This is a genomic window from Rhizobium sophoriradicis (assembly GCF_003939025.1).
Lineage (GTDB): Bacteria > Pseudomonadota > Alphaproteobacteria > Rhizobiales > Rhizobiaceae > Rhizobium > Rhizobium sophoriradicis.
This window is the reverse complement of sequence record NZ_RQIH01000001.1, coordinates 112,913-132,572: the sequence shown is the minus strand read 5'-3', so window position 1 is coordinate 132,572 and position 19,660 is coordinate 112,913. Positions and strand designations below refer to the sequence as shown.

Here is a 19,660-nt window from a genome sequence, read left to right as displayed (position 1 = left end):
GGCAGGCGCCCCCGTCCTCGCTGAATCGGAAATTTGCTGCCTCCAGATCGCGTCGGCACGACCCTCAAAGAAGGATGCTGTTGCGAGCCAGTCGATGATGACGCATTCGAAGCGGGGGTGAGCAGCTCCGAAATAACATTCCTATCGAGAACGATCACGGGGTGAAGTCCCGAAGCTCACGGATTGGCTCTCGGGACGGGATGTCGAGTTCGACGACGCCGACCGAGAGCAAGCGGGTGCGAATGGCATCTGCGAGATTGCGGGCCACTGGCTCGCTGGACGCAAGCGCGGTGCGCAAAATATGCCTCGCTTCATCCTCCATGGAGTGGCCGTGTGCTGCGGCGCGCATGCGCAACCTCTGTATCAGCCCATCGTCCAGACCATGGATGGTCATGCTTGCCATATCCATCTCCATTGATCTGATTGCATATTAATTGGATTACAGTGATTCAAGATAATTCCGGCGTAAAGCGCTGGGCAACATGCGCGCCGCCAAAAGGCAGCGCGGGACGATGGCTCGCTTCTCCATTTTCAGAACCTGTGTTCTGCACCCTCAATCGGATCTGCCCAGACCGTCATCCCAGGCGCAAACGGTGTCTCGCCATTGGTGCGCACGACCATTTCGCCGAGATCGGCGGCATCGAGATAGAGGATTGCATCGGCGCCGAGCCTTTCGATGTGGCGGACTCTGCCCTGCCATTGCCCGGCATCTGCCGAAAGGCGGATATGTTCCGGACGGATGCCGTAGATCGTGCAATTCATTCGCCGCGCCGTCTCACCACCATAGAGGTTCATCTTCGGGCTGCCGATGAAGCCGGCGACGAAGGGGGTGGCGGGATTGCGATAGAGCTCCATCGGGCTGCCGATCTGCTCGACCGCTCCGCCGTTCAGCACGACGATCTTGTCGGCCATCGTCATCGCTTCGACCTGGTCGTGGGTGACATAGATCATCGTCGATTTCAGCCGGGCGTGGAGGTCGGAGATCTCCAGGCGCATCTGGGCTCTGAGCGACGCGTCCAGATTGGAAAGCGGCTCGTCGAACAGGAACACCCTGGGATTGCGGATGATCGCCCGGCCGATGGCAACGCGCTGCCGCTGGCCGCCGGAGAGCGCTTTCGGCTTTCTCTGCAGCAGATGCGTGAGCTGCAGCGTTTCCGCTGTCGCCGCGACTTTGGCGGCGATTTCCACCTTCGACCGGCGGGCGAGCGAAAGGCCGAAGCCGATATTCTCGGCGACTGTCATATGCGGGTAGAGCGCATAGCTCTGGAACACCATGGCAATGCCGCGCTCGGAGGGTTCGGCATGGGTTACGTCCTTGCCGCCGATGGTCAGCATGCCTGACGTCGTCTCCTCCAGGCCGGCGATGATGCGTAGCAGCGTCGACTTTCCGCATCCCGACGGGCCGACGAAAACGACGAACTCGCCGGAGGCAACCTCCAGATCGACCCCCTTGATGACCTCAAGGGCGCCGAAGCTCTTGCGAACCTGTTTGAGAGTGAGCTCAGCCATTCTGCTACCCTTTTACTCCGCCTGACGTCATGCCGGCGACGATCTGGCGGTTGAAGAAGATGAAGACGATCAGCGGCGGGATCGTCACGAGGAGAATGTTCATGAAGAGGAGATTGTACTGGCTCGAATACATGCTCTGGAAATTATAGAGCGTCAGCTGCACCGTCACATTCTCCTTGCCCGGCAAGTAGTAGAGAGGGTTAGTGAAATCGTTGAAGATCGCGATCGATTGCACGACGATATTGGTCACCGTTACCGGCTTCAGAAGCGGCAGGACCACCCGGAAGAAGATCTGCCGGGGCTTGGCGCCGTCGATCAGCGCCGCCTCGTCGAGATCGCGCGGGATAGTCGAGATGAACGAGCGGTAGAGCAATATCGAAAAGGAGAGGTTATAGGCGACCTGGATCAGGACCATCCCTGTCATGGTCTTGAAGAGACCGATATCCTGCAAGAGGCCTATTGTGGGGACAACGGCCGGCGGCATCATCAGGCCCATGAAAAGCGCAGCGAAGGCCACACGGTTCCAGGCGGTATTGCGGCGCTGCATGACGTAACCGACCATCGCCGAAAGCAGGATGAGGATGGTAACGGAAACGACCGTAATCAGCGTCGAATTGAAATAGGCGAGCACGAGCTGATAGTCGCGCGCCTTGAAGACCGCGACGAGATTATCCCAGAACAGCCAATGCTCAGGGAGTTCGAAATCGAGGCGGGACGCTTCGGATTTGGATTTGACCGCCTGGAGAGCGACAAAAACGAAAGGCATGACGAAGATGACTGCCGCAAAGGCAAGGGCTATGGCGCCCGTTACATAGGGGCGGACGCTTCTCATTCCTCGACCTCGCGCCGGTTAAACCACAGGGTGATTGGCAGGATGATCACGGCAATCAGCGCGAACAGAATGACGTTTCCGGCCGTCGACAGACCATAGAAACCAGCTTGGTACTGTTTGTAGATGACCGAGGCGATCACATCGGAGGAGAAACCCGGCCCCCCGCGGGTCATGGCCCATATGAGGTCGAATGAACGGAGCCCGCCAATCAGCGACAATGTCACGACGATGACGGTGGCCGGGCGCACGAGCGGCAGGGTGATCCGGAGAAATTGCTGGAGCCGCGTGGCGCCATCGATCCTGGCGGCCTCATAATAGTCAGGGCTGATCGCAGCAAGACCGGCGATGAAGATCAGCGTGGCAAGACCGACACCCTTCCAGACGTCGACCAAGGCCACGGAGAAGAGCGCGAGCGCTGGATTGGTCAGCCATCCCGGCCCAGGAATGCCGAGCGTCTCGAGCGTGACGTTGATGATGCCCTTCGTTGGATGCATCATCACCGCGAAGGTAATGCCGATTCCGATCGTCGAGACCAGGACAGGAAAGAAGACCAGCGTTCTCAAAAAGCCGCGGGCGAAGATATTGCCGGTCAGGAGCACGGCCAGCAGCAACCCGCAGACCGTCTTCAGCCCGGATGTCGTCACGGCATAGATCAGGGTGTTGATCAGTCCCTTGATCAGGAACGGCTCGGAGAAGAACTGCTGAAAATTTTCGAACCCGATGAATTCGGCCGTCGAAAGATCCCAGCGCGTCAGGCTGAACCAGAGAGACGAAACCGTGGGAACCAGAAACAGCACGCCGTATATGATGGCAGCCGGAATGAAAAACCACAGCGGGTAGGGCGATTTGCGCGAGCGGGGGCGTGTCTCGGTCATGACTACCTCTTCGATCGGGTGGAACCTCGCCCCATCGGAAGCGAGGTTATATGGCCCGAAAGACCGCTACCAGTTGGGCAGACCGAGCTGCTTGGCCTGTTTGCGCACATCGTCGTCATAGAGTTTCGCCGCATCGGCGGGCAGGCGAATGCCGGAGCCGACTTCGACGGTGATCTGCTCCAGTGACGGTCCCTTGACCGGTGATACGAATTCCAGCGCCGGCGTCGTTTTGCCCGCGGTCTCGAAGTAAGGGAGCATGTCCTTGACGACAGGGGGCACATCGGCAGGCAGATCGCAACCATCGACCAGCGAGGGCCCCTGAACCGTGTTGGTCTCGACCATGATCTTGCAGCCCTGGACACCTCCGGCGAAGTCGACGAACTTCTTCGCTTCTTCGATATGCGGGCTGGCGGCGGGAATGTAGAGGGCAGGCGGCATCCACACCGTCAGGCCATTAACAGCGGTGTCGTCGCTCGGCTGCGCAAAGAAGCCGACATCGCCGAGGTTTTCCGGATAGTTCTGCTTAAGCACGCCGACTGCGAAGCTCAGCATTGGGTAATGCGCCGCCTCGCCGGTCGCGACCATTCTCAGGCCGTCGTCATAGCTTGCCGCGCCAAAGTCCTCGTTCATCAGGCCGGCGTCGTGAACATCCTTCAATCGCTCGAAGCCTTTTGTGGCCGCCGGCGTCTCGGCATATTTCGCCTTGTTGGCGGTATAGTCGGCGGCGAAATGCGGCACGGCGGCATGCAGATTGTAATAATCGGCCAGAACGAAGAGCTGCGAGGTCCAGGTGTCACGATAGGTCTGCGCGACGGCGACCTTGCCCGCAGCCTTGACCTTTTCGTTGTTCGCCATGAAGTCCGCCCATGTCTTCGGAACGGAGAGGCCGAGATCCTGATAGATCTTTCTGTTATAGAGAATCCCGCCCGCCATCGCTGTGCCGAAGGGAACGCCGTAAAGCTTGTCACCGGCGCGGACGACGGATTTGAAACCGTCATCCACCTTTGCCTGCGAGGGAAGGCCGCTGAGATCGACAAGCGTCTGAGCAGGCTTCAGCGCCTGCAGCAGCGAGCCGGAATTATAGAGGAACACGTCTGGCATCTCGCCTGTCGCTAGACGCGTCTTGACGATGTTGTCACCTTCGCCGCCGCCCGGCCTTTGTTCGATTTCGATTGTTACATCAGGCGCCTTGGCCTGGTAGGCGGCAACCAGTGCTTCGGCGGCTGCAACCGTATCGGGACTGTTGTCGATCAGGAATGACAGGGTGACTTCCGCATGCGACGGGTTGGCCGCTGCCAGCGCCAGAAGCGTGGATGCGCCGGCGAGAATGAGCCTTATCCGATGTGTCATGACGTTCCTCCTCTGAACGATGTGACCTGTATGCTCCTCAGGAATCGGGTAGGGAAAAGACCAGCCGGTGCGTGCCCGGGGAAAGAACCGCATCCTCGAAGACAGGCTCCCCATTGAGCGTCGGGTTCTGGTGCCGCCGGCCGGGCCGGAAGCGGCCGACGCAACCCTCCGGCAGCGTCAGCACATAGGTGATCTCGCTGCCGGTGCAGTGCCAACCGGCCTTTATGCGCCCCTGGCTGATATCGTGATAGGCTGAAACCGGGGAAAGCGACGGGATCGGCGCGGGATCGACAATCACTTCTGCAAATCCTGGCGCTTCCGGGCTCGGCGAAATGCCGGCGACGCATTCGAACAGCCATTGGCAGACCGCCCCATAGGCGTAATGATTGTAGCTGTTCATGTCTGGCTCGTAGATGGTACCGTCGGGCGCCATCGAATCCCAGCGCTCCCAGATCGTCGTCGCTCCCTTCGAGACCTGATAGAGCCAGCCCGGCACGTCTTCCTGCAGGAAGACCTTTTCGGCCAGATCGTCCATTCCGAGCTTCGTCAGCGCCGGCAAAAGGGCAGGGGTGCCGATGAAGCCGGTGCCGATCTTGTAGTCGGCATCGATGATGACCTTGCGGAAATGTTGCTGTGCGGCTTGCCTGTGCTCAGCCGGTATCAGATCGTAGAGGAAAGCGAGCGCATAGGAGGTCTGGTCGTTGTGAGCGAGCCGTCCCGCCGGCGTGATGAACTCGTTGGCAAAGGCCAGCCTGATTTCTCCGGCGCGCCGCTTCATCTGCTCTTCAAGCGCCTCTTCGCCGAGAACGGCGGCGATCCTTGCCAGAAGATCTGTCGAGATGAAGTGGTAGATGGTGGCCGCACAATCGTCGGCGATCGTCGGGCGCGGCTTTCTGTTGTCGCCGACCGGTTGCAGCCAGTCGCCGAAAGTGAAGCCGCGCGCACCCCAGTGCGACGGCGGACGCACGATCGGACCATCCGAAATGGACCAGACGAAATCGACCCAGCGCACCATGGGATCCAGGCATTCCGAAAGAACGGCCCGATTGCCGTAGTGGGTGTAGAGCACCCAGGGGATGACGACGATCGCGTCGCCCCAGCCGGTCGAGCCGGCATAGCCCGGGAAGTCGGCGGGATGCAGGCGAGTGGGATCCGGCGAGAAATGTGATACGGCCCCGTCCTCGCGCTGATCGGCCATTACGTCGCGCAGATATTTGCTGAGGAAGGACTGGCTGTCGCTCAGCCAGCACGCGGTTGCGGCAAAGACCTGCGCGTCGCCCGTCCAGCCCAGGCGTTCGTCGCGCTGCGGGCAATCTGTGGGTACCTCGACGAAATTGGCGCGCTGCGACCAGATGGTGTTCTGCACCAGGCGATTGACGAGAGAATTGCCTGAAGTGAAGCCACCGGCGGGTTCCGGCACCGACGAGATCGGGATCGACGCGATTTCGACGATTTTTGCATTGCCGTTGATCGTGACCCGCGCATAACGGAAGCCGTGGAAGGTGAAATGCGGCGCATAGGTCTCGTCGCCGTCTCCGCGCAGCGTATAGAGGGTGTGCGCTGCGGCCGCACGATAGTTGCGATTGTCGAAATGGCGATCGGGGCCGAGGACTTCCGCATGCTCCACCCGCACTTCGGCGCCGCCTGCGCCGCGGACCCTGTACCTGACATAGCCGCCGGCATTCTGGCCGAAGTCATAGATCGTCCTGCCTTCATCATCGCTCCAGCTGTCGATCGGGGCGAGCGGCTGTAACTCCCGCACCGCTGCCGTCTCATGCGCGACGAGCAGTCCTTTGTCGAACGGCAATCGCTCGACCCCATGCGTTTCCGCGGCGTTTTCGAGACGTGCGTCGAAAATCTCGCCGAAATAAATCCCCGACTTCAGTATCGGCAGAGGACCGCTTTGCCAGGTCGTATCGGTGGAAAGTAGGGGACCGCTAGGGCCGACCAAATCCGCAATGGCGCCGATCCTGTCGCCCCAGCAGTTGGGAATAGCCTTGGCGCCCCACATGATGGGCGAGCGGTACCATCCGTCCGCAAGCCAGATTTCTATCCGGTTGGGGCCGGGTTTCAACAGTTTCGAGATGTCATAGCGCTGATAGGCAATGCGGTCGTCGTAATTCGTCCAGCCGGGCGTCAGCACGTCGTTCCCGACGCGGGTGCCGTTGATGAAGCAGCGATAAAGGCCGAGCGCCGAGATGAAGAGTTCGATCGGAAGGCCGGCACCTTCGTGATCGAAGGTCTTGGAGACGAAGCTTGCGGCCGTTCCCTGGCCGCGGTCCGACAGTGGTGCGATCATGTCTCCAGACCAAGCGCGCGAAACGCGATCGCCGCTGATGGCTGCCGGCTGAAAGTTCATCAACACCTCCTCGATAATGTAGAACGTTCTCCATATAACGTTCTACATTTTTTTAGGAAGCGCAATAGAAATTTCGTCGCCAGTCTGCCATGGTGTTTTGCGGGCGATTGTGACGGCCTGCAGAGTAATCCCAGAGATTTCATGTCGATCGAAGAGAAACAAAAACCGCAACGAAACGATCGCGTGACGATCCGGACGGTGGCAAAGCACGCAGGCGTATCGGTGGCTGCGGTCTCCAAAGTGATGCGAAACGCTTACGGTGTCAGTGAGGCGCTGCGGGCGAGGGTGACCGAAGCTATTGAAGCGCTTGGCTATCGCCCCTCACGGGCGGCGCGGGGCCTTCGCGGCCGCAGTTTCACCATCGGCGTGCTTTTGATCGACATCCGCAATCCCTTTCTGCCGGAAGTGATCGCCGGCGTGAACGGTGTGCTGGCGCCTTCGCATTATCAGGCGATGATTGGCGTCAGCGATGCGCGCGTGCAGCTGGAGACGTCGCTGATCGAGTCGATGATCGACTACAAGATGGACGGGCTGATCCTGGTTGCGCCGCGCCTGCCCTCGGAAATCATAGCAAAATTCGCAGCTCAGATACCGATCGTCGCGGTCGGCTATCACGATGCCGGCGCCACGGCCTTCGATACGGTGAATGCGGACGACCAGCGGGGCGCGGAGATCGCGGTGGAGGCGCTGCTTGCCTGCGGCTATCGCGATATCGAAATGCTGAGCCTCGGCGAGCGCGAGGGACATCAGGTCTCCGTCGTTCGCCAACGTGAGATCGGATTCCGCCGAGCAATGCAGCGCGCCGGATTCGGATCGTCTGCGCCGATCACTAAAATTCCGATAGCGCCGCCCAAACGGGAGGAAACGATGCGAAAGTTCCTGTCAAGGAAGAACAGGCCGCGCGCCGTGTTCTGCTGGAGCGATCTCGACGCCATCACCCTTCTGAGCCTGGCGATGGAAATGGGTGTGCGTGTGCCCGAGGATCTTGCCGTCATCGGCTATGACAATTCGTCGACCGCAGCGCTTGGCCTCGTTAATCTCGCAAGCATCGATCAGTCGGGCAGGGAACTCGGTCAGGTCGCCACCCGGACATTGATTTCGAGAATAGAGGGTCGCATCGGCGCCGAGCATATTTTTCAGATACCGTCGCTGGTCAGCCGCAACAGCCTGACCCTCTCCAACGCTCCGGTCACTTAGAAGATATGGGAGGCCGGCAACCGCTGTGCGCTTGCCGGCCTCGTAATCTCAGGCGGCCTTGCCGAGTTTCGAGGGACGTGTGGCCGCTGCCTTCTCGACCATGGCGGTAACCTCGGCGCGGCGTGCGCCTGAAAGCGGCAGTCGGGGCATGCGGACGCGTTCGGAGCCGCGGCCCATGATCTGTTCGGCGAGCTTGATCGACTGCACGAGGTCATGCTCGGCATCGAGATGCAGAAGCGGCATGAACCAGCGGTAGATCTCGCGGGCCTTCTCCCAGTCGCCGCGTTCGGCGGCGGCAACGAGTTGCACGGATTCCTCCGGGAAGGCGCTGGTGAGGCCCGAGACCCAGCCCTTGGCGCCGAGCATCAGACCCTCGAGAGCGACGTCGTCGAGGCCGGCGAAGATATCGAAGCGATCGCCGAAGGCGTTGATGAGGTCGGTGAAGCGGCGCGGATCGGGCGCACTTTCCTTGACAGCCTTGATATTCGGTACGTCGGCCAGCACCTGCAGCACATCGGCGCCGATGTTGACCCGATAGGCCGGCGGGTTGTTGTAGAGCATGATCGGCAGCGACGTGGCTTCGGCGACGGTGCGGAAATGCGCGATCAGCTCCTCCGGCTTCGGCACATAGACCATGGCCGGCAGCAGCATCAGCCCATCGGCGCCGAGCTTTTCGGCGTCGCGAGCATAGGCGACGGCGCGGCGCGTGTCGAATTCGGAGACGCCTGTCACGACGGGAACGCGGCCGTTGACGACCTCGACGGCGGCTTTCAGGATCGTGCGCTTTTCATCGGGATCGAGCGAATTGTTTTCGCCGCATGTGCCCATGACAATCAGGCCGTTGACGCCGTCATTGACGAGTGCGTCCTGAACGCGCTGGGTCGCAGGCAGATCCACGGAAAGATCTTCGTTGAACTGTGTCGTTACGGCGGGAAATACGCCCTTCCATCCTGTCGTCATCGCTTGAACCCCGTTGAAGTCACGAGCGTTATATACAAACTGTCGACAGGACTCAATCGGCTTTATGAGCACCGTTGCAGAAACCGATCGAAACGCAATACAAGGCTCTCATGAAGGGGAGGGACGGATGCAGAACGAGGCTGAAAATGTACGGGTGCGCGGCTCCGGCACGCAGAGCGTCTATGTGACGCTGCGCCGCGAGATCCTGTCGATGGCATTGGAACCCGGCAGTCCGCTCGATGAGGTGCGGCTGTCGGAGCGTTTCGGCATGTCGCGCACCCCCATCCGCGAGGCGCTGCTGCGGCTTGCCGCAGACGGACTGGTTACGACCCTGCCGAACCGGAACACGATCGTCGCGCCGATCGATTTTCCCAGCCTGCCCACCTATTTCGAAGCGCTAACGCTGATGTACCGGGTCACGACGCGCGGGGCGGCTGCGAGGCGGAACGGCGAAATCATGAAGATGATCCGCCAGCATCAGAAGGATTTTGCTGATGCCGTCGCGGCGCGCGACGCCTATGCGATGATCGTGGCGAACCGCGAATTTCACGTGGCGATCGCCGAGCTTGCCGGCAATTCCTATTACACGGCCTTCTTCGCGAGGCTCCTTGATGAAGGCCGGCGCATCCTTCGCCTTTATTATTCAACCTTCGACGACCGCCTGCCGCGTCAGTATGTCGATGAACATGAGGAAATCATCGCCGCGATCGAGGCTGGCGATGCCGAGCGGGCCGACCAGCTGGCAATCGCCCACGCCGGCCAGATCGTCCGCCAGATCCAGGATTATCTCGCCCGCAACCTCGACCGGCCGATGGCGATCAGCTTGTCCTGAAGCACCGGATCAGGGCACAGCGAATGCGTCAATCCTGAACGCCAGGCGCGTTTCCAGCCTTGAGCTTGACCTCGATGACCGGGACCACGACCTTGGGGCGGCGCACCGGCAGGACGAATGTCAGTTCATTTTCGGCCACGGGGAACTGAGTGTTTGCCCATAGGGTATTGGCGGAGGGGCGCAGCCAGGTGACCTCGCTGGCGTCATGCAGGAATTGCGCATATTCGATCTTGCCCGCCAGCGCATCGAAATGCAGGTGCTTATAGGGCCAGTTGAACAGGTGAATATAGAGCCGGTCGCCGTTCTGCGTCAGCCGGCAGTCGGGCGGAGCGGGGAAGTCGGACTGGGTGCAGCCGACGATGCTGCGTTCGTGCAGCGCCATCCATTCCTCATAAGCGGCAAGGGCTGATATCGCACGGTGGTCGAGCGTGCCGCGTGCCGTCGGCCCGACATTCATCAGCAGATTGCCGCCGATCGCAACAGTGCCGATCAGCATCTGCACCAGCTGCTCCGTGCTTTTCCAGGTGTCCTCGTCGCGATGATAGCCCCAGGAACCGCTGAGCGTCTGGCAGGCTTCCCAGACGACGCGCCGGCCGTCGCGTTTCGGCCAGGCGCGTGGCATATATTGCTCCGGCGTGACGATGTCGGGCTGCAGGCCGGCAAGATCGAGCCGGTTGTTGATGATGATATCGGGGGCAAGCTCGCGCACCAGGCGCACGAGCTTCTCGCTTTCCCAGTCCCGATGGCCCTTTCCCACAAGTTCGCCGAGCTTCCACTGCGGGTAGCTGAAGTCGAACCACATGATGTCGATGCGTCCGAACTCGGTCAGCAGTTCGCGCACCTGCTCGCGCATGAAGGCGGCATAACGCTGCATGTCCCGGCCTTCGTTGATTTTCGCCGCATCGGGATGATTGCGCTGCGGGTGGCGCGGATCGACGGTGAAATCGGGATGATGCCAGTCGATCAGTGAGTAGTAGAAGCCGATCCTCAGGCCTTCGGCGCGGAAGGCGTCGACGAAGGGGTGCAGCAGATCCTTTCCATAAGGCGTGTTGGTCACCTTGAAGTCAGTGGCCTTGGTGTCCCAGAGGCAGAAGCCTTCATGGTGCTTGGTCGTCAGCACGACATATTTCATGCCCGCGGCTTTGGCGCGTCTTGCCCATTCGCGCGGGTCGTAGAGATCGGGGTCGAAATGATCGAAATATCTCCGATAGTCGGCGTCATCAAGCTCTTCGCGGCTTTTGACCCATTCATGGCGCGCCGGCAGGGCATAGAGCCCCCAATGCACGAACATGCCGAAACGGTCATGAACGAACCAGGCCTTCTTCTCCTCGGGCAGGGCCAGTGCCTGCAGATTGTCGGCATCCATCGGATACTCCTCCTGTTCTTCAGGTCGTTTCGCGGATGATGAGTTCGGGCACGATGACGATGCCGTGCTGACGGTTCTTGGTGGCGATGCGGCTGAGCAGCAGGCGCACGGCTTCCTCGCCCATTTCCCGCTTATGCACCCGCAGCGTCGTCAGCGCCGGAGACAGCAATTCGGCCGCCGGGATGTCGTCGAAGCCGATCAGCGCGATTTGTTCGGGAATGGAAATGCCGGCAGCCCGGCAGGCCTTCATGGCGCCGATAGCGTTGAGGTCGTTGTAGCAGATCAGGGCATCGATGCCGGGGATTTCTGCCAGCAATTGCGCGGCGGCCGTCTGCCCGCCGGCCGCGGTCGGGTCGCAATGGACGATCGCCTGCGCCTCAATTCCGTGGGCGGCCAGTGTCTTGCGGAAACCGATAAGACGGCTCTTGCCGCCGAACGAGCTGCGCGGCCCGGCGATGATCGCGATCTTGCGCCGTCCGCGCTCTACCAGATGGTCGATGGCGCGCGATGCGCCGATCTCATAGTCCGTAACGATGGTTCCCGCGATCTCGTTTGGAGCCTCGCGGTTGATGAGCACGACGGCGCGGTGCGGCGCCAGCGCCTTGTGCAGTGCGGCGTCTGGCAGCCGCGGGCTGCAGACGATGATCCCGTCGACCCGATGCCTGAGCAATGCTTCGATGAGTTCTTCCTCCCGCTTGCTGTTCTCGACGACATTGGACAGAAGCAAATTGTAGCCGGCCGCGCTCGCCGCATCCTCCGCCCCCCGTATGACTTCGGGAAAAAACGGATTGGTGATGTCAGGAACGAGAAGGCCAATGGTCTTCGAGCGATCGGACCGCAATCCGCGCGCGAAAGGATTAGGTCGGTAGTTGAGCTGGCTCGCCGCCGAAAGAATTCGCTGGGTGGTTTCCGCGCTGGCTCCACCCTGGTCGTTGAGCACGCGCGACACGGTCATCGGCGAGACGCCTGCGGCGCGCGCGACATCGGCAATGGTTATCTTGAATTCTGGCTCTTTGGGGCGGCTCACAGGGGTGGTCTCATAAGTGGGGGCGATAATTTGCGATAACGATAACTATCATAACCTCGGGAAAATCCAAGGATCCTCCAGCTGATTATCCGATACCGAGAATCTTTTTGACAAGATTGAGCGGTAACGTTAACGTAACCAGAAGAGGAGATTACGTTAACGATAACCTACGGCGAGATCCTTGGGAGGAGAAAATGCAATACGCAAGAACTCTACGACGGCAGGTCGTCTCGACCGTCGCCGCTGCCATCCTCATCGGTGCGGGTTGGGCCGGCGCCGCGCTCGGTTTTCAGGAGGCGCCGGAACTCAAGGCGCTCGTCGATGCCGGCAAGTTGCCGCCGGTTGACCAGCGGCTGCCCAAGGAGCCGCTGGTGCTCACGCCGCTTGAATCGGTCGGCGCCTATGGCGGCACCTGGCGCACGGCCACCTTCGGCGGTGGGGACAGCGAGATCGAACGTTCGATCGGTTATACCAGGCTTGTCCGCTGGAACCCGGAATGGACCGAGGTGATCCCAGACATTGCCAAGAGCGTCGAAGTCAATGCGAATGCCACCGAATATACGTTCACCCTGCGGCAAGGCACGCGCTGGTCGGACGGCAAACCCTTTACTGCCGACGATCTGGTCTGGTGGAACGAGAACGTGCTGCGCAACACCAAGATCACACCCGCTGCGCCGAACTGGCTGACCGCGGGTGGTCAGACCGTCAGGGTCGAGAAGATCGGCGACGACAAGGTGGTCTTCAAATTCGCCGCGCCGAACGGCCTGTTCCTGATGAATATGGCGACTGTGCGCGGCTCCGATATTTTGGCTGCGGCACCCGCGCACTACCTCAAGCAGTTCCACAAGGATTTCAATCCCGACGGCATCGACGCCCTGGTGAAGGCGGCAGGCGCAACAGACTGGGTCCAGCTCTTCAACAACAAGATCGGATTTCCCGGTCGCTGGCGCGATCTCGGCCGCCCGACGCTTGATGCCTGGGTATTGACGGCGCCCTATAACGGCACGACCCAGGTCGTCGCCGAACGCAATCCCTACTATGCCAAGGTGGATACATCAGGAAACCAGCTGCCCTACTTCGACCGCATCACCATCGACGTGATGCAGGATACCCAGGCGATCATCCTGAAGGCGATCAGCGGCGAAATCGACATGCAGAACCGCTTCATCGAGACGACGGACGCCCGCACGGTGATCGTGCAGAACCAGCAGAAGGGCGGCTACGGCCTGTTCATCGCCCGGCCGGCCTGGTCGAACGCGCTGCTGATCACGCTCAACCAGACCCACAAGAACCCGGCCTTGCGCGCAGCCTTCTCCAACAAGGATTTCCGCATCGGCCTCAGCCACGCCATCAACCGCGAGGAGCTCAACCAGCTGATCTATGCCGGGCAGGCCAAGCCCTATCAGGCCGCACCCCGGGAAGGATCAGCGCTCTACGACGAGAAGATGGCGACGCAATATCTGGAATATAACGTCGATCTCGCCAATCAATATCTCGACAAGGCGGGCCTGACCAAACGCGACGCCGAAGGTTTTCGTCTCGGCCAGGACGGCAAGCGGATCACTTTTGCCATCGACGCCTTGACCGGAAGCCCGATCCAGGTCGACGCCCTCGAGATGATCCAGCGCTACTGGCGGGCCGTCGGCATCGACATGCAGCCGCGCCCGGCCGAACGCTCGTTGATCTTCTCCCGCCTGCAGAACAACGACAATGACGGCCTCGGATGGGTCGGCGGCGGCGGTTACGACTTCCTCGGCCTGCTCGATCCCAAATGGTATTTTCCGCACGAATTTGAATCGAGCTTCGCCACCGCTTGGGGCCTTTATTACCAGAACCCCAAGGATCCGAACGCGCAGGAACCAAGCGCTGCCGCCAAGAAGCAGATGGATCTTTACCGGCAGGTGCAGGAAGCCCCGACGCTCGACAAGCAGCTCGCCGCCATGAAAGAACTGCTGGCGATCACCCGTGACGAGTTCTACGTGATCGGCACGAACCTGGAGCCGGATCGTGTCGGCATCGTCAAGACCAACATGCACAACGTTCCGAAGGTCATCCCCAGCACGTCATTCTACATGACGCCGGGACCGGCGAAGCCCGAGACTTTCTACTACCAGCAGTAAAGCCACGTGATCGGTGGAATGGCGTCCGTGGGCGCCATTCCCAAAGCAAGGCACAGCCCCGCCCAATCACCCATTGCGACCGGCGATCGCCGGTTGAAGGAGCTTGAACATGGCCGGCTTCATCATCAGACGTCTGCTTTACATGATCCCGATGATGTTCGCGATCTCGGTCGTGACCTTCATCATCATTCAGCTGCCACCGGGCGACTTCCTGACTGCGATGACCGCGCGTCTCGCCTCGCAGAACGAAACCATCGATCCCAGCGTCATCGCCGGCCTGCGCGAGCGCTATGGCCTCGATCAGCCTTGGACGGTGCAATATTGGAAATGGATCAGCGGCATCCTGCTGCATGGCGATTTCGGCCAGTCCCTCGATTGGAACAAGCCGGTCAGCGAATTGATCTGGGCACGCATGGGCCTGACCATGGTGGTCTCGGTCACCACGCTGCTCTTCGTCTGGGCGGTGGCCTTTCCGATCGGCATCTATTCGGCCGTGCGGCAATATTCGCTCGGCGATTATTTCGCCACCTTCTTCGGCTTTCTTGGCCTTGCCATCCCGAATTTCCTGCTGGCGCTGGTGCTGATGTTCGTCTCGGCCCAGTATTTCGGCCAAAGCGTCGGCGGGCTGTTTTCGCCCCTCTATATCAACGCTGCCTGGAGCTGGGCCAAGTTCGGCGATCTCATCTCGCATATGTGGATCCCGGTCGTCGTGCTCGGCACCGGTGCGACGGCGGCGCTGATCCGCATCATGCGCGCCAACCTGCTCGACGAGCTCAACAAGCCCTATGTCGACATGGCGCGCGCCCGGGGCCTGAGCGAAATCCGGCTGCTGCTGAAATATCCGGTGCGGGTGGCGCTCAACCCCTTCGTCTCGACGGTCGGCTGGGTGCTGCCGCACCTCGTCTCGGGTTCGGTGGTGGTCTCCATCGTCCTTAGCCTGCCGATCACGGGACCGCTACTTCTCAACGCCCTGTTTGCCCAGGACATGTATCTGGCCGGCACCTTCATCCTGCTGATGAGCATGCTGACGCTGATCGGCACGCTGATCTCAGACCTGCTGCTTGCCTGGCTCGATCCACGCATTCGCAATGGCTGAGGAATGATACCAATGACCGATCAAGCCATCGCACTGATACCTGAACGTGTTCGCAATTCCGATGCGGTCGCCGGCCAGTGGAAACTCATCTGGCACCGCTTCCGCCGCCACCGGCTGGCGCTTGGGGCCGGCGTCGTCATCCTGCTGATTTACCTAGTCGCCCTGTTTGCCGAGGTTCTCGCTCCGGTTTCCTCGCAGACCTATGATTCCCGCTATACCTATGCGCCACCTCAGCAGCTGAGGTTCGCCGGCTATGATGCGGCGGGGAGATTTCATCCGCTCTATGTCAACGGCTATTCGATGAAGGTCGACCCGATCGCACTCAGCCGAACCTATGTGCCTGATCCGGCCGTCGTCATTCCCGTGGGCTTCTTCGTCAAAGGCGAACCTTACCGGCTCTGGGGATTGTTCGATCTCGACCGTCACCTGATCGGCCCGATCGAGGCGGGCAAGCCCTTCTACCTGTTCGGCGCCGACCGGCTGGGGCGCGACGTCTTCAGCCGAACGGTGCATGGCACGCGCGTTTCCATGTCCGTGGGTCTGATCGGTGTCGCGATCAGCCTCGTCCTCGGCATCATCCTCGGGGGCATCTCCGGTCTTTACGGCGGTTGGGTGGACGATGTCATCCAGCGTTCCATCGAGCTCATCAACTCGATCCCGACCATTCCGCTGTGGATGGGGCTTGCGGCTGCCGTGCCGATCAGCGCCGACCCGATCCTGGTCTATCTCTGGATCACCGTCATCCTGTCGCTGATCGGCTGGACCGACTTGGCACGTGTGGTGCGCGGCCGTTTCCTGTCGCTGAAGACCGAAGACTTCGTCATCGCCGCCCATCTCGATGGCTGCTCCAGGATGCGCATCATCTGGCGGCACATGGTCCCGTCCTTCATGAGCCACATCATTGCCTCGGTCACGCTCGCCATCCCGACGATGATCCTTGCCGAAACCGCACTTTCTTTCCTCGGAATCGGCCTGCGGCCGCCGGTCGTCAGCTGGGGTGTGCTGCTGCAGGAGGCGCAGAACATTCTCGCGGTCACGAGCGCACCCTGGCTGTTTCTTCCGGGCCTGGCGGTGATCGTCACCGTACTTGCCCTCAATTTCCTTGGTGATGGATTACGCGATGCTGCAGATCCCTATGAATACTGACGCCAATTTCGCCGCCGGCGGCCGGCAGGGGGATCGCGATCCACTGATCGAGGTCGACGAGCTCAGGACTCATTTCTTCGGCGGCGCGGGCACGGTGAGGGCGGTCGACGGCGTCTCCTTCTCCATCCCGCGCGGCAGGACGGTCTGCGTCGTCGGCGAATCCGGGTCGGGCAAGAGCATCACCGGCCGCTCGATCCTCAACCAGGTCCCGCGCGGCGGGCGGATCGTCTCGGGCGCGATCCGCTACCGGCCCGATCCGGCAGCCCCCGCGATCGATCTCGCGGCGCTCGACCCGCGCGGCCGCGATATGCGGACGATCCGCGGTGCCCAGATCGGCCTGATCAGCCAGGAGCCGATGGCAGCACTTTCACCCGTCCATACGATCGGCAACCAGATGATGGAGGTGATCCGCCTGCATCTGAAAATGGGAAAGAAGGAAGCGCGCGAGCATGCGATCGAAACGCTGGCTCTCGTCGGCATTCCCCGGCCGGCCGAGCGCATGGAAAGCTATGCCTTCCAGTTTTCCGGCGGCATGCGCCAGCGCGTCTGCATCGCGCTGGCGCTCGCCTGTCGTCCTAAACTGCTGATCGCCGACGAGCCGACCACGGCGCTTGATGTGACCACCCAGGCCAATATCCTCGATCTCCTCGCCTCGCTGCAGGCCGAATTCGGGCTCTCGGTACTGTTCGTCACCCATGATCTCGGCGTGGTGGCCGAGATCGCCGACGAGGTCGTCGTCATGTATGTCGGCCGAGTGGTGGAGGCGGGTGACGTCGACACGATCTTCCATGCGCCCGTTCATCCCTACACCAAGGCCCTGCTGCAATCGGCGCCGCGCATGCACGGGCAGCCGACCGAACGGCTCGCGACCATCGAGGGCATGGTGCCCTCACGTTTCGACCGGCCCGAAGGCTGCAGCTTTCATCCCCGATGCAGGCAGGCGAGGGCGGGGCTGTGCGATCAGAAAGACCCCGAGTCCGTCGTCATCGGTGTCGGGCACGTCGCCAGCTGCCTGCTTTACGAGGGAAGACAATGATGGCCGATCCCATGACGCAGCCAAGCCCGCTGCTCGAACTGAACGATCTCAGGATGCATTTCCCCATCCGCAAGGGCGCGTTCCGACGGGTCGTCGGCCACGTCAAGGCGGTCGACGGCGTTTCGCTTCGCGTCGATGACGGCGAGACGCTTGGCATTGTCGGTGAATCCGGCTGCGGCAAGTCCACACTTGCCCGCACAGTGCTGCGCATCTACCAGCCGACCAGCGGCGAGATCCGCTATCGCGATCGCAGCGGCGGCACGGTGGATCTGGCGGCCCTCTCCGGTCCCGCCCTCGATGAAGTCCACCGTGACCTGCGCATCGTGTTCCAGGATCCGCAATCCTCGCTCAATCCGCGTCTTCCCGTCATCGACATTATCGGTGAGGTATTGAGCGTCAACGGCATCGCCAAGGGCCGGGAACTCGAGCACCGGGTCGCCGAGCTGATGCAGAGTGTAGGCCTGCGGCCCGAATATATGCGCCGCTACCCGCATGCCTTTTCGGGCGGCGAACGCCAGCGCATCGGAATTGCCCGGGCGCTGGCGTCCAACCCGCGCCTTGTCATCGCGGATGAGGCGGTCTCGGCGCTCGATGTCAGCGTGCAGGCTCAGACCATCAATCTCCTGCAGGATCTGCAGGAGCAGTTCGGCCTGACCTATCTTTTCGTCGCTCACGATCTCTCGGTCGTCCGGCACATCTCGGACAATATTGCCGTCATGTATGTCGGCCGGGTGGTCGAAAAGGCGCCGACGGAGCAGATCTTTTCGCGCCCGCGCCATCCCTATACCGAAGCGCTGCTTTCGGCGGTGCCCATCGCCGATCCGAGGATGCGCCGCCACGGCAAGCGCATCCGGCTGGCGGGCGAGGTCGCCGACCCCGCGCATCCGCCTCCCGGCTGCGCATTTCATCCGCGCTGCCGCTACGCCACCGAGCTTTGCAGGCAGGAGGTGCCGGACCTGCGCGCCGTGACGGCCGATGGGCACGCGGCCGCCTGTCACTACGCCGAAACCCTGTCGCTCAATCCCTTTGCCGACCGTACCGTTCCGGAGTTCAATTGATGCCTGAATTCATTCCACGCTCCGCGCAGCGTCCCATTGTGGATACCTCCTCCAGGACGCTCGATCTCATCTACTTCGATCTCCTCGCGCTTCCGTTGGATGGCCGGGAGACGCGGCGGCTGCCCTTGCACGAAAGCCTCTACGTCGTGCTGTCGGGGCAGGTGGATATCGAGGTGGATGACGTCAGCTTCGGGGCGGTGGGCCGGCGAGCCGATATCTGGGAAGGCGATGCGGACTCGGTTTACGCGCCCGTCAACGCCAACGTCCGGGTATCGGCTCGTGGCGGCCCGGCCGAAGTCGCGATTGCCGGCGGCATCTGCGAGACGCGCCACACCCCGTTCCGCGTCACGCCTGAGGAGGTCGACGGGGTCAATGTCGGCTCGCCCGATACGCACAGCCAGCGGCGGATCGTCCACCTGCTCGGTCAGCGCCAGAACGGGCGCTGCGGCAATCTTCTGGTGAGCGAGCTCTATGCCGGCGAGGGCTGCTGGTCGGGCTATCCTCCCCACAAGCACGATACGGAAGACGGCGACGCCGAGACCCTGCACGAGGAACTTTATCATTATCGGTTCCTGCCGGAGACCGGCTTCGGCAGCCAGATCACCTATGACGACGACGGTCCGGTCAAGATCCTGATGACCCGTGATGGCGATACCGTCCTGGTCGATCGCGGTTACCACCCGACCGTCACCTCACCCGGCCACCGGGGCTACATCTTCACCATCCTCGTCGGCAAACACCGCCGCGGGCTGATCCAGCGCTTCGATCCTGCCCATCAGCATCTGACCAAAACCATCCCCGGCATCGATGCGATGCGCGAAAAGTTCAAATAGTCAGGCAATCGGCCGCCTGTGCCGGCTCGGTCGGCACCGCCAGATTTCCGTCCTAGGAGAGAGA

The 19,660-nt window shown here is 61.4% G+C and carries 17 protein-coding genes; 8 read left to right on the top strand and 9 right to left on the bottom strand.

What is annotated here, in order from left to right:
• Positions 1-154: 154 nt before the first annotated feature.
• From EFR00_RS00660 to EFR00_RS00635, 6 genes are all read right to left on the bottom strand, one after another.
• The gene (locus EFR00_RS00660; protein WP_077994474.1) at positions 155-403 is read right to left on the bottom strand and encodes a FitA-like ribbon-helix-helix domain-containing protein; all 249 of its coding nucleotides are present in this window, start codon (positions 401-403) and stop codon (positions 155-157) included.
• Positions 404-531: 128 nt separating this feature from the next.
• Positions 532-1,509 carry an ABC transporter ATP-binding protein gene (locus tag EFR00_RS00655; protein WP_040112616.1) on the bottom strand — a complete coding sequence of 326 codons (978 nt, stop codon included), beginning with the start codon at positions 1,507-1,509 and terminating at the stop codon, positions 532-534.
• A gap of 4 nt (positions 1,510-1,513) precedes the next feature.
• Positions 1,514-2,341: a carbohydrate ABC transporter permease gene (locus EFR00_RS00650; RefSeq protein WP_040112617.1), complete on the bottom strand. Its 828-nt coding sequence runs from the start codon at positions 2,339-2,341 to the stop codon at positions 1,514-1,516.
• On the bottom strand, positions 2,338-3,216 hold the full coding sequence (locus EFR00_RS00645) for a carbohydrate ABC transporter permease (RefSeq protein ID WP_040142546.1): 879 nt from the start codon (positions 3,214-3,216) through the stop codon (positions 2,338-2,340). The genes EFR00_RS00650 and EFR00_RS00645 overlap by 4 nt, the downstream gene beginning before the upstream one ends.
• Before the next feature lie 66 nt (positions 3,217-3,282).
• Complete coding sequence (locus EFR00_RS00640; RefSeq protein ID WP_077994476.1) at positions 3,283-4,566, bottom strand: ABC transporter substrate-binding protein; 1,284 nt, start codon at positions 4,564-4,566, stop codon at positions 3,283-3,285.
• Between the two features lie 37 nt (positions 4,567-4,603).
• Complete coding sequence (locus tag EFR00_RS00635) at positions 4,604-6,925, bottom strand: alpha-L-rhamnosidase (protein ID WP_040112619.1); 2,322 nt, start codon at positions 6,923-6,925, stop codon at positions 4,604-4,606.
• Positions 6,926-7,066: 141 nt separating this feature from the next.
• On the opposite strand from EFR00_RS00635, the gene EFR00_RS00630 reads away from it, so the two are divergent.
• Positions 7,067-8,122: a LacI family DNA-binding transcriptional regulator gene (locus EFR00_RS00630; RefSeq protein ID WP_077994478.1), complete on the top strand. Its 1,056-nt coding sequence runs from the start codon at positions 7,067-7,069 to the stop codon at positions 8,120-8,122.
• Positions 8,123-8,170: 48 nt separating this feature from the next.
• Here EFR00_RS00630 and EFR00_RS00625 read toward each other — a convergent pair whose 3' ends face one another.
• Entirely contained in the window at positions 8,171-9,082 is a 912-nt protein-coding gene (locus tag EFR00_RS00625) for a dihydrodipicolinate synthase family protein (RefSeq protein WP_077994487.1), read from the bottom strand.
• A 127-nt stretch (positions 9,083-9,209) separates the two neighbouring features.
• Here EFR00_RS00625 and EFR00_RS00620 point away from each other — a divergent pair, with 127 nt between their 5' ends.
• Positions 9,210-9,914 carry a GntR family transcriptional regulator gene (locus EFR00_RS00620; RefSeq protein WP_077994489.1) on the top strand — a complete coding sequence of 235 codons (705 nt, stop codon included), beginning with the start codon at positions 9,210-9,212 and terminating at the stop codon, positions 9,912-9,914.
• Between the two features lie 28 nt (positions 9,915-9,942).
• Here the strand turns inward: EFR00_RS00620 and EFR00_RS00615 are convergent, their stop codons facing one another.
• Together EFR00_RS00615 and EFR00_RS00610 are read right to left on the bottom strand one after the other, a co-directional pair.
• Positions 9,943-11,280, bottom strand: coding sequence for an alpha-L-fucosidase (locus EFR00_RS00615; protein ID WP_077994491.1), 1,338 nt, complete (start codon positions 11,278-11,280; stop codon positions 9,943-9,945).
• A gap of 19 nt (positions 11,281-11,299) precedes the next feature.
• Positions 11,300-12,307: a LacI family DNA-binding transcriptional regulator gene (locus EFR00_RS00610; RefSeq protein ID WP_077994493.1), complete on the bottom strand. Its 1,008-nt coding sequence runs from the start codon at positions 12,305-12,307 to the stop codon at positions 11,300-11,302.
• A 194-nt stretch (positions 12,308-12,501) separates the two neighbouring features.
• On the opposite strand from EFR00_RS00610, the gene EFR00_RS00605 reads away from it, so the two are divergent.
• The 6 genes from EFR00_RS00605 (at position 12,502) to EFR00_RS00580 (ending at position 19,596) form a co-directional block, all read left to right on the top strand.
• Positions 12,502-14,427, top strand: a complete 1,926-nt coding sequence (locus EFR00_RS00605) for an ABC transporter substrate-binding protein (RefSeq protein ID WP_077994495.1) — start codon at positions 12,502-12,504, stop codon at positions 14,425-14,427.
• A gap of 109 nt (positions 14,428-14,536) precedes the next feature.
• Positions 14,537-15,523 (top strand): ABC transporter permease, encoded by a 987-nt coding sequence (locus tag EFR00_RS00600; RefSeq protein ID WP_040142556.1) that lies wholly within the window; start codon positions 14,537-14,539, stop codon positions 15,521-15,523.
• Between the two features lie 12 nt (positions 15,524-15,535).
• Positions 15,536-16,669, top strand: a complete 1,134-nt coding sequence (locus tag EFR00_RS00595; RefSeq protein ID WP_077994498.1) for an ABC transporter permease — start codon at positions 15,536-15,538, stop codon at positions 16,667-16,669.
• Complete coding sequence (locus EFR00_RS00590) at positions 16,644-17,705, top strand: ABC transporter ATP-binding protein (protein ID WP_208655930.1); 1,062 nt, start codon at positions 16,644-16,646, stop codon at positions 17,703-17,705. Before EFR00_RS00595 ends, EFR00_RS00590 begins: the two co-directional genes overlap by 26 nt.
• Complete coding sequence (locus tag EFR00_RS00585; RefSeq protein ID WP_208655928.1) at positions 17,705-18,763, top strand: ABC transporter ATP-binding protein; 1,059 nt, start codon at positions 17,705-17,707, stop codon at positions 18,761-18,763. Before EFR00_RS00590 ends, EFR00_RS00585 begins: the two co-directional genes overlap by 1 nt.
• Complete coding sequence (locus EFR00_RS00580) at positions 18,763-19,596, top strand: 5-deoxy-glucuronate isomerase (RefSeq protein ID WP_077994503.1); 834 nt, start codon at positions 18,763-18,765, stop codon at positions 19,594-19,596. The genes EFR00_RS00585 and EFR00_RS00580 overlap by 1 nt, the downstream gene beginning before the upstream one ends.
• Positions 19,597-19,660 lie beyond the last annotated feature (64 nt).

Excerpts from the sequence above, each read along its gene's own strand:
- EFR00_RS00660 (WP_077994474.1), bottom strand. The coding sequence starts at position 403 with ATGGCAAGCATGACCATCCATGGTCTGGACGATGGGCTGATACAGAGG.
- EFR00_RS00655 (WP_040112616.1), bottom strand. The coding sequence starts at position 1,509 with ATGGCTGAGCTCACTCTCAAACAGGTTCGCAAGAGCTTCGGCGCCCTT.
- EFR00_RS00650 (WP_040112617.1), bottom strand. The coding sequence starts at position 2,341 with ATGAGAAGCGTCCGCCCCTATGTAACGGGCGCCATAGCCCTTGCCTTT.
- EFR00_RS00645 (WP_040142546.1), bottom strand. The coding sequence starts at position 3,216 with ATGACCGAGACACGCCCCCGCTCGCGCAAATCGCCCTACCCGCTGTGG.
- EFR00_RS00640 (WP_077994476.1), bottom strand. The coding sequence starts at position 4,566 with ATGACACATCGGATAAGGCTCATTCTCGCCGGCGCATCCACGCTTCTG.
- EFR00_RS00635 (WP_040112619.1), bottom strand. The coding sequence starts at position 6,925 with ATGAACTTTCAGCCGGCAGCCATCAGCGGCGATCGCGTTTCGCGCGCT.
- EFR00_RS00630 (WP_077994478.1), top strand. The coding sequence starts at position 7,067 with ATGTCGATCGAAGAGAAACAAAAACCGCAACGAAACGATCGCGTGACG.
- EFR00_RS00625 (WP_077994487.1), bottom strand. The coding sequence starts at position 9,082 with ATGACGACAGGATGGAAGGGCGTATTTCCCGCCGTAACGACACAGTTC.
- EFR00_RS00620 (WP_077994489.1), top strand. The coding sequence starts at position 9,210 with ATGCAGAACGAGGCTGAAAATGTACGGGTGCGCGGCTCCGGCACGCAG.
- EFR00_RS00615 (WP_077994491.1), bottom strand. The coding sequence starts at position 11,280 with ATGGATGCCGACAATCTGCAGGCACTGGCCCTGCCCGAGGAGAAGAAG.
- EFR00_RS00605 (WP_077994495.1), top strand. The coding sequence starts at position 12,502 with ATGCAATACGCAAGAACTCTACGACGGCAGGTCGTCTCGACCGTCGCC.
- EFR00_RS00600 (WP_040142556.1), top strand. The coding sequence starts at position 14,537 with ATGGCCGGCTTCATCATCAGACGTCTGCTTTACATGATCCCGATGATG.
- EFR00_RS00595 (WP_077994498.1), top strand. The coding sequence starts at position 15,536 with ATGACCGATCAAGCCATCGCACTGATACCTGAACGTGTTCGCAATTCC.
- EFR00_RS00590 (WP_208655930.1), top strand. The coding sequence starts at position 16,644 with ATGCTGCAGATCCCTATGAATACTGACGCCAATTTCGCCGCCGGCGGC.
- EFR00_RS00585 (WP_208655928.1), top strand. The coding sequence starts at position 17,705 with ATGGCCGATCCCATGACGCAGCCAAGCCCGCTGCTCGAACTGAACGAT.
- EFR00_RS00580 (WP_077994503.1), top strand. The coding sequence starts at position 18,763 with ATGCCTGAATTCATTCCACGCTCCGCGCAGCGTCCCATTGTGGATACC.